Annotated in this window: 9 protein-coding genes; 4 read left to right on the top strand and 5 right to left on the bottom strand. The window is 72.5% G+C overall.

Features of this window, described 5'->3' with window-relative positions; genetic code table 11:
• Positions 1 to 25: 25 nt before the first annotated feature.
• Both ABT078_RS20740 and ABT078_RS20745 read right to left on the bottom strand, forming a co-directional pair.
• Entirely contained in the window at positions 26 to 706 is a 681-nt protein-coding gene (locus tag ABT078_RS20740; RefSeq protein ID WP_351229720.1) for a GntR family transcriptional regulator, read from the bottom strand.
• Positions 707 to 782: 76 nt separating this feature from the next.
• On the bottom strand, positions 783 to 2,144 hold the full coding sequence (locus ABT078_RS20745; RefSeq protein WP_351229722.1) for an aspartate aminotransferase family protein: 1,362 nt from the start codon (positions 2,142 to 2,144) through the stop codon (positions 783 to 785).
• 275 nt (positions 2,145 to 2,419) lie between these two features.
• Between ABT078_RS20745 and ABT078_RS20750 the strand changes: the two genes are divergently transcribed.
• Positions 2,420 to 3,040: a DJ-1/PfpI family protein gene (locus tag ABT078_RS20750; protein ID WP_351229724.1), complete on the top strand. Its 621-nt coding sequence runs from the start codon at positions 2,420 to 2,422 to the stop codon at positions 3,038 to 3,040.
• Positions 3,037 to 3,501: a MarR family winged helix-turn-helix transcriptional regulator gene (locus ABT078_RS20755; protein WP_351229725.1), complete on the top strand. Its 465-nt coding sequence runs from the start codon at positions 3,037 to 3,039 to the stop codon at positions 3,499 to 3,501. Before ABT078_RS20750 ends, ABT078_RS20755 begins: the two co-directional genes overlap by 4 nt.
• Positions 3,502 to 3,552: 51 nt before the next feature.
• On the opposite strand, the gene ABT078_RS20760 is transcribed toward ABT078_RS20755, so the two are convergent.
• The gene (locus ABT078_RS20760; RefSeq protein ID WP_351229762.1) at positions 3,553 to 4,680 is read right to left on the bottom strand and encodes a CapA family protein; all 1,128 of its coding nucleotides are present in this window, start codon (positions 4,678 to 4,680) and stop codon (positions 3,553 to 3,555) included.
• 420 nt (positions 4,681 to 5,100) lie between these two features.
• Here ABT078_RS20760 and ABT078_RS20765 point away from each other — a divergent pair, with 420 nt between their 5' ends.
• On the top strand, positions 5,101 to 5,784 hold the full coding sequence (locus ABT078_RS20765) for a class I SAM-dependent methyltransferase (RefSeq protein WP_351229727.1): 684 nt from the start codon (positions 5,101 to 5,103) through the stop codon (positions 5,782 to 5,784).
• On the opposite strand, the gene ABT078_RS20770 is transcribed toward ABT078_RS20765, so the two are convergent.
• On the bottom strand, positions 5,777 to 6,061 hold the full coding sequence (locus ABT078_RS20770; RefSeq protein WP_351229729.1) for a hypothetical protein: 285 nt from the start codon (positions 6,059 to 6,061) through the stop codon (positions 5,777 to 5,779). The genes ABT078_RS20765 and ABT078_RS20770 overlap by 8 nt on opposite strands.
• 54 nt (positions 6,062 to 6,115) lie before the next feature.
• Positions 6,116 to 6,424, bottom strand: a complete 309-nt coding sequence (locus ABT078_RS20775) for a hypothetical protein (RefSeq protein WP_351229731.1) — start codon at positions 6,422 to 6,424, stop codon at positions 6,116 to 6,118.
• 624 nt (positions 6,425 to 7,048) lie between these two features.
• Here ABT078_RS20775 and sigJ point away from each other — a divergent pair.
• Complete coding sequence (gene sigJ, locus ABT078_RS20780) at positions 7,049 to 7,942, top strand: RNA polymerase sigma factor SigJ (RefSeq protein ID WP_351229733.1); 894 nt, start codon at positions 7,049 to 7,051, stop codon at positions 7,940 to 7,942.
• The last annotated feature ends 593 nt before the right edge of the window (positions 7,943 to 8,535 follow it).

The following is an 8,535-nucleotide window of genomic DNA, read 5'->3' on the forward strand; positions in this document are numbered from 1 at the left end:
TCGCGCCCGCGGTCCCGACGCACGATCACAGCGTGTGCTGTTCGAGCCGGTCCGCCCACCGCAGGGCGTGCTCGTGGTGCGCCACGACCACGGCGCGCGCTGTCCGGGCATCGCCGAGGGTGATCGCGTCCACCAGGTCTTCGTGGCCGCCCCAGAGCCAGGCCTTGAGGTCGGGCTCGGTGCGCAGACGGGGCACGGCGAACACCCAGGCCTGCATGCGCAGTCGGTGCAGGAAGTCCGCGATGTACGGGTTGGCGACGAGGGCGCCGAGCTCCCGCCAGAACCGCAGGTCGTACCCGATCAGGACGTCCAGCTCCCCGCAGCGGGCGGCCCGCGAGGCCTCCTCGGCCCGGCGGCGCACCGAGACGAGGGCGGGGCCGTGCGTCGCGTCGGCGCGCGGTGCGCCGTCGGTGCGGAAGATGCCCTCCGCGATCAGCGAGCGGGCCTCGACCATGCCCCGGTAGTCCTCCACCGAGAACCGGTGCACCTGGAAACCGCGGTGCTGGTTGGAGTCGAGCAGCCCCTGCGCCGTGAGATCGACGAGCGCCTCCCTGACGGGGGTCGCGGACACCCCGTACATGGCGGCGATCTCCTTCACCGTGAATTCCTGGCCCGGCTGGAGACGCCCGGCGAGCACCTCGTCACGCAGCGCGTCCGCGATCTGCTGCCGCAGGGTGTTGCGGGTCACAGTGGCGCTCGCGGGCATGGCGTCGGCCCTCCGTCCGGGTTTCGGGACACCTTAAGCCAGCCGGAGGAGCCTTTTGACAGCCTGTGGATGAGGCTTACGCCACGTGCTCGTCGGCGACCGCCAAGGCCGCGTCAAGAGCCGCCAGGCCCTCCTTCGCCTCGGTCTCGCTGATGTTGCAGGCGGGTACGGCGTGCGTGCGGTTCATGTTGATGAAGGGCCACAGGCCGTTCTTCTTGCAGGCCGCGCCGAAGGCCGCCATCGGGGCGTTCGCCTCGCCCGCCGCGTTGTACGGGACGAGCGGCTCGCGCGTCTCCTTGTTCCGTACGAGGTCGAGGGCCCAGAAGGCGCCCAGGCCGCGCACCTCGCCGACCGACGGGTGGCGCTCGGCCAGTTCGCGCAGGCCGGGGCCGAGGACGCTCTCGCCGATGTGGGCGGCGTGCTCGACGACCTTCTCGTCCTCCATCACCTGGATGGTCGCGACGGCGGCGGCGCAGGCCAGCGGGTGACCGGAGTAGGTGAGTCCGCCCGGGTACGGCCGCTTGTCGAAGGTCGCCGCGATCTCGGCGGAGACGGCGACGCCGCCGAGCGGCACGTACCCCGAGTTGACGCCCTTCGCGAAGGTCATCAGGTCGGGTACGACGTCGAAGTGTTCGGCGGCGAACCACTTGCCGGTGCGCCCGAAGCCCGCCATGACCTCGTCGAGGACGAAGACGATGCCGTACCGGTCGCAGATCTCGCGCACGCCCGCGAGGTAGCCGGGCGGCGGGGTCATGATGCCGGCGGTGCCGGGGATGGTCTCGAGGACGATCGCGGCGATCGTCTGCGGCCCCTCGAACGCGATCGTGTCCTCCAGGTGCTGGAGGGCACGCGCGCACTCCTCCGCCTCGGTGGTGGCGTAGAAGGGCGAGCGGTAGAGGAACGGCGCCCAGAAGTGGACGACGCCGGCGGACGCGGTGTCGGAGGGCCAGCGGCGCGGGTCGCCGGTCAGGTTGATCGCGGTGGAGGTGGCACCGTGGTACGAGCGGTAGGCGGAGAGCACCTTCGGGCGCCCCGTGTGCAGCCGGGCCATGCGGACGGCGTTCTCGACGGCCTCCGCTCCGCCGTTGGTGAAGAAGATCTTGTCGAGGTCGCCGGGGGTGCGCTCGGCTATGAGGCGTGCGGCCTCGGAGCGTACGTCGACGGCGAACGCGGGTGCGAAGGTGGCGAGGCGGCCGGCCTGCTCCTGGATCGCGGCGACGACCTTCGGGTGCTGGTAGCCGATGTTCGTGTAGACGAGGCCGCTGGTGAAGTCGAGATAGCGGTTCCCGTCGTAGTCCCAGAAGTACGAACCCTCGGCGCCGGCGACGGCGAGCGGGTCGATCAAGCCCTGGGCGGACCATGAGTGGAAGACGTGCGCACGGTCGGCGGCCTTGACTGCTGCGCCGGTCTGCGGATCGGGTTCGACATGAGGGGTCATGGCGAACAGGTTAAGGACGCGCAGGTGGGGGCCGACATGGCCACCTTGTATGGCCTCGGCCACTTTGGTCGGCAAGGTGTCGGGGGATCGCCGGGCTCGTGGTGACTCGCCGGGGGCTCGTGGTGACTCACGAGGTCCCGCGGGGCCCGAGGGGCCGATGGGAACGACGGCGGGGTGACGACGGGGGCGATGGGCGGCATCAATTGACAGCATGCTGTCGTCATGACAGTCTTCTGTCATCTGGTAATGGGACGCACCGCGCTCAGGAGGTCGCCATGAACGCCACGCCCACCCGCACGACGCCCCGCAAGACCGTCCATCTCGCCGTCTACGACACCTTCGCCGACTGGGAGACGGGCCACGCCACCGCCTGGCTCGCCCGCAGCGGTCACCCCGTCCGTACGGTCGGACCGGCCGCCGACAAGCCCGTCACCACCCTGGGCGGGCTGCGCATCCAGCCCGACCTCGCGCTCGACGACCTGAGGCCGCAGGACAGCGCGCTGCTGATCCTCACCGGCGCGGACCTGTGGGACGGCGGGGACGACCTCGCCCCGTTCGCGCGGAAGGCACGGCAGTTCCTGGAGGCCGGTGTGCCGGTCGCCGCGATCTGCGGCGCGACGGCCGGGCTGGCGAGGGAGGGCCTGCTCGACGAGCGGAAGCACACCAGCGCGGTGTCGTTCTACCTCGCGGCCACCGGCTACAAGGGCGGTGAGCACTACGTCGACACCGACGCCGTCACCGACGGGGACCTGATCACGGCCGGGCCGACCGAGCCCGTCGCGTTCGCGCGCGAGGTGCTCGGCAGGCTGGGCGCGTTCGAGGGCGGCAAGCTGGACGCCTGGTACCGGCTGTTCCACGACTCGGACCCGGCCGCGTTCGAAGAGCTCAACGCATGAGCCGGGAGCAGCAGGATCTGCTCAGCGCCACCGCGCTGGGCGTCTTCCGGCTGAACGGCCAGTTCCTCTCCGCCGCGGAGGAACTGGCCCGCCCGGCCGGGCTGACCGCCGCGTGGTGGCAGGTCCTCGGCGCGGTGCTGGGCCGGCCGCTGCCCGTCGCCGGGATCGCCCGCGCGATGGGCATCACCCGACAGAGCGTGCAGCGGATCGCGGACCTGCTGGTCGACAAGGGGCTCGCCGAGTACGTACCGAACCCGGCCCACCGCCGCGCCAAGCTCCTCCGCCCCACCACGGAGGGCCGGGCCGCGATCGACAGGATCGACCCCGGGCACGCGGACCTCGCCGCCCGCCTCGCGGACCGGCTCGGCGAGGAGGGCTTCGCGGAGACGGTACGGGTGCTGGAGCGGCTCACCGCGGCGATGGATTCGGTGACGGGGTCGGACCGATCCGGATCGGACTGACCCGCTCGGACCGATCCCGGCCCTACAAGGCCCCTTCACGGCCTGCCGCGCTCAACTCCGCCTGGACCAGCGCAGCGTCAGGAATCCGTCCCCGCCCAGCTCCGGCTCCACATGCGTCCCGAACGCCCGCCCGGCCCTGCTCAGCACCTCGGACATCCACCCCGCGTCCGCCGTCGACGCGTGCCGCAGCTTCATCTGGTGGGCCTGCATCGGCGCGATCCGCAGACACGCCAGCTCGCCCGTGGCCGCGTCCAGCGCCGGGAAGTACATGAGCCGCAGGTCGTCGCGGTAGCGCTCGTAGCCCGAGATGCCCTCGTAGTCGTCGATGAGGTCGCCGCAGCCATAGAGGATGAGCTTGCCGCGGTACACCTCGACGGGCCGCGGGTGGTGCGAGGAGTGCCCGTGGACGATGTCCACGCCGCCGTCGACGAGCCGCCGCGCGAAGGTGATCTGGCTCTGCGAGACGTCGTAGCCCCAGTTCGACCCCCAGTGGATGGAGACGACCACCAGGTCACCCTGCTTCCGCACCGCCGCCAGCCGCCGTACGAGGGCGTCGGCGCTGCGGACCGAGAGGTCGGGCACGAAGTCCACTCCAGGCCGCCGCTCCCCCGCCGCCCAGCGCGACGGCACCCCGGCGGACGCCATCCCGCACGACAGGACGAGTACGCGACCCCCGCCTCTCGTGGCCACCGCCACCGGCCGCCGCGCCTCCTCGACGTTCCGCCCCGCCCCCGCCGGGCCCAGACCGCCCTCGCGCAGCACGTCCAGGGTCTCCTCGAGGCCCTGGCGCCCGAAGTCGAGCACATGGTTGTTGGCCAGGGCGCAGACGTCGGGCCGGGCCGCGGCCAGACAGGGCAGATTGGCGGGGTGCATCCGGTACGTCACGGCCTTGCCGGGCGCGAAGTCGTCGCTGGTCGTGACGCTGCTCTCCAGGTCGATGACGCGTACGTCGGGCGCGACCTCGTCGAGCACGTCCAGGGCCGAGCCCCAGGGCCAGACGAAATCCACAGGCTGCGGAATCTTCCCGTTGAGGGCCTCCGCGAGGGCCACGTAGTCGCGGGCGTCGCGGATGTACCCCTCATGCAGCTCCGGGTCACCGGGGTGCGGCAGGATCTGGTCGACACCCCGGCCCGGCATGACGTCACCGCTGAGGAACAGCGTTACGAGGGCCTGGCCCATGCCGGTCATTTTCCCACCTGCGGGGCCTCGCGGCCGGGTGCGGCCCCGGCGGATCCGAAAACGACCAGCCGTGTGCGGCTGCCTCCCACTCCGCCGCGCTCGCCTCGACACAGAATTCCGTCGCCGTTCCGCCGCCGCTGCTCGACGGAGGTCCACCACATCGCAGAAGCCACCACCAGGGACCGGGCCCGGAGCCATCCGCCAACCCCGTCGCACGTCGCGCCGAAGGCACGACCGTGATGAGCAGCGCGACGACGCGAGGTCCCCGTGGCCGGAGCGGGCACCAGCGCAGCGCATCCCTTGCCCTGACGAGGTCGGCCTACCACCGATTTGCCACCTCGGCAAAAGTCTTTGGAAACCCCGGAAGCGCGGGCGCAGGGTCGTGAACGAACAGGTCCGGCCGACGAGGGAGACCGAGCGATGACCGACGCCTCACCGAAGAGCACGGCTCAGCAGTACTGGGAGGGCTTCTACCAGGAGCGGGACGGGGCCGGGGACGGCGCCGGGGGCCGGGGCGGGAAGCCCAACGGGCTGCTGGTGCGGGAAGCCGGCGCGCTGACGGCGGGCACCGCGCTGGATCTGGGGTGTGCCGAGGGTGCCGATGCCATGTGGCTGGCCGAGCGCGGCTGGCAGGTCACCGCCGTCGACGTGTCCGGGACCGCGCTGCGCCGCGGCGCCGCCCGCGCGGCCGAGGCCGGGCTCGCCGAGCGGATCGACTGGCAGCGGCACGACTTGTCGCAGTCGTTCCCCGCAGGCGTCTTCGACCTGGTCTCGGCCCAGTTCCTGCACTCCCCTGTGGCGACGCCGGGCGAGCGGGAGCAGATCCTGCGCCGCGCGGCCGACGCGGTCGCGCCGGGCGGGGTGCTGCTGATCACCGGCCACGCAGGCTGGCCGTCGTGGCAGGACGTCCCGCCCTTCGACCACCACTTCCCCACCACCCGCGAGGTCCTCGAATCCCTCGGCCTCGCCCCGGGCGAGTGGCACGTCGAGGCCGAGGATGTCGTCAACCGCGACCTGACCGCACCCGACGGGCGGCCCGGCACCCGCCAGGACAACGTCCTGCGGGTCCGACGCGCGGCCGCGGGCCCGTCCTCGGTCAGGTGACGGTGACGCGCAGGACGTAGGGCCGGTCGGTGCTGATCGCTTCCGCCTGTTCGCGCAGATCTGCGTGCGTGAACCCCAGCAGGGCTTCATCGGCCGCCCGGCGCAGCAGCGGCAGGATCTCGGGCACCGGCCGGCCACGGTGCGACGCGGCGAGCCGCGCGAACGCCTGCTGGTAGGGAACCCCGTACGTACCCGACGCAGCCGGCGCACCCGACGCACTCGCGCTGTCGGCCAGCAGCCGGTCCAGGTGCTGCCTGCCCACACTGATCTCACCCACGACGGCTCCCCGTTCCGGAAGGGACCCGGCCGGTCCAGGCCCTCACCCACGACGCTACGAGGGGGGTCTGACAATGCGGTCCGGGCGCGGCCCTGCCCCCGCGCGGCGGCGACGCCCGTCAGTCGACCACCCGCCGCAGGTCACGTCGGGGACCGCCCCGGTGATCGCGCCGGCGTGGTCCCACGCCGTCAGCGCCGCGACGCCGGCGACGTCGGCGAGCGGGGGCAGACGTTCCAGCAGCGTCTTGTCCGCGAGGAAGGAGACGAACTCGTCCCGCGTCAATACGGTGCGGGTGGCGTGCCTCTCCAGCACGTCCGGCATCGTCTCCACCGATCCGGCCCAGCGCAGACGGATGACGCGCACACCGTGGACCGAGCTCCGCCGCCGGGGGACCGGGAGAAGCCCTCCGCCGCCGCGCAGGTGACGCCGTATCTCGATGGCGTTGCCGCTGGACCTCGCCCGGCCCCGAGGACATGGAGCTGGACGCCAACTCTCGCTGCACCCACGGCGATTCCGGAGACATGCTCGTCCACCGGGCGAGGACCGCCGGCCGGCGGTCAGGTCCGGCGCGGAGAGCGGGAACGGGCACACAACTGATGCGGCCCGAGGCGGCGTTGACCCGGCACACCTCACGCGGTCGGCAGCGGTGGGTGGTACTGCCGGCCGGAAGCGGGAAGCAGACCGCCTGCCGACCGGTCGCCTGGGTGACGACGGTGCCGGGGCCGCCGCCCGTCATGCGGTGCATGAGGCCGAGATCCGTGGCGTCAACGCCAACCGGCCCGACCACAGCGGGACTTGGGGATCCCGAGCCCGAAACCGGGCCGGCGCCGCCCTGCGGTTCTGTCCGGAACAGCGGTGTGAAAGCGCACACCGTCCACCTCGGTACCCCCCACACAGAACACTCGTCGGGGTGATGATCGCTACGGTCGCATCCGGTCGGTTCGATGCGTCATGGCAACGAAGGACTGCGACGGGAGAATGGGTCGGATGGACAACAGCGAGTTCCTGGCGGAACGTTTCGAGGCCAACCGGCCCCATCTGCGCTCGGTGGCGTACCGCATGCTCGGCTCGCTCGCCGAGGCCGACGACGCCGTCCAGGAGGCGTGGCTGCGGCTGAGCCGCTCGGACACGAGCCACGTCGAGAACCTGGCGGGGTGGCTGACGACGGTTGTGGGCCGCGTGTGCCTGGACATGCTGCGTTCGCGCACGTCGCGGCGTGAGGATCCGCTGGATCCGCTCGGCGTGTACGTACCGGACCCGGTCGTCGGCGGCATCAGCGGTACCGACCCGGAGCAGGAGGCGCTCGTCGCCGACTCCGTCGGGCTGGCGATGCTGGTGGTGCTGGACACGCTGTCGCCGGCCGAGCGGCTCGCGTTCGTCCTGCACGACATGTTCGCCGTGTCCTTCGACGAGATCGCGCCCATCGTGGGGCGTACGCCGACGGCGGCCCGGCAGCTCGCGAGCCGGGCGCGGCGGCGGGTGCAGGACGCGGGCCCGGCGCCCGACGCCGATCAGGCCCGGCAGCGGGAGGTCGTCGACGCCTTCATCGCCGCCTCGCGCGGAGGCGACTTCGAGGCCCTCGTCTCGCTGCTCGACCCGGACGTCGTCCTCCGGGTGGACGGCGGCGTCCTGGCGCTCGGCGCGTCGAAGGTGGTGCGCGGGGCGGAGACAGTGGCCGGTCAGGCGCTCATGTACCAGCGGTTCTCGCCGTACGCACGGGTTGCGCTCGTCAACGGTGTGCCCGGCATCGTCTCGCTGCCCGAGGGCAAGGCGGCCGCGGTCATGGCCTTCACCGTCTCCGGCGGCAAGGTCGTCCAGCTCGACATCCTGGCCGACCCGGAGCGCCTGCGCGCGCTGAACCTGCCGAACCTGGACGACTGACGGCACGGCACGCCCCACCGGGCCCGCTCGGCGCCGCCGGTCGGGCCCGGGGCGTGACCGCTCCATCGGCCGAGGCTTCATGGCCGGCGCGCCGAAACGCCTCAAGGAGGCCGAAGGTGGGCGATCAACCTCGGCCGGCAGGCCCTCAGGGCGCCGCACCCACCTGCCTCTCCGCACAAGACACGGCGGCCGGTCAGGAGACGCACACGGTGACGGTGATCGACGCCACGGACGGGACGACCTCCGCAACATGTCCGAGTACGGCGTCCCGCACGCATGGATCCGTCCCTCGGGCACCGCAAGGGCGGCGGGTGTGCTCGGGCTCCTGGCGGACCTTGCCTCACCGGCCATCGGGCCGCTGCGGCGACCGGCCTCGTCGGGTACTTCGTCGGCGCCGTCATCACCGTCGCGCGTGCTCGCGGGTACTCCCCCATCCCGTACCCGGGCCTGTTCCTGGTGCCGGCCGCCGGCTCGCTCACGTCGGGACCGGCCACGCGTGAACGACGGGCGGGGGGGGGGGGGGCGCCCCCCCCCCCCCCCCCCCCCCCCCCACCACCGGGCACGCAGGGGAGAAGGGGCACGGGCTGACCTAA

The organism is Streptomyces sp. NPDC002133, from assembly GCF_040296405.1.
Lineage (GTDB): Bacteria > Actinomycetota > Actinomycetes > Streptomycetales > Streptomycetaceae > Streptomyces.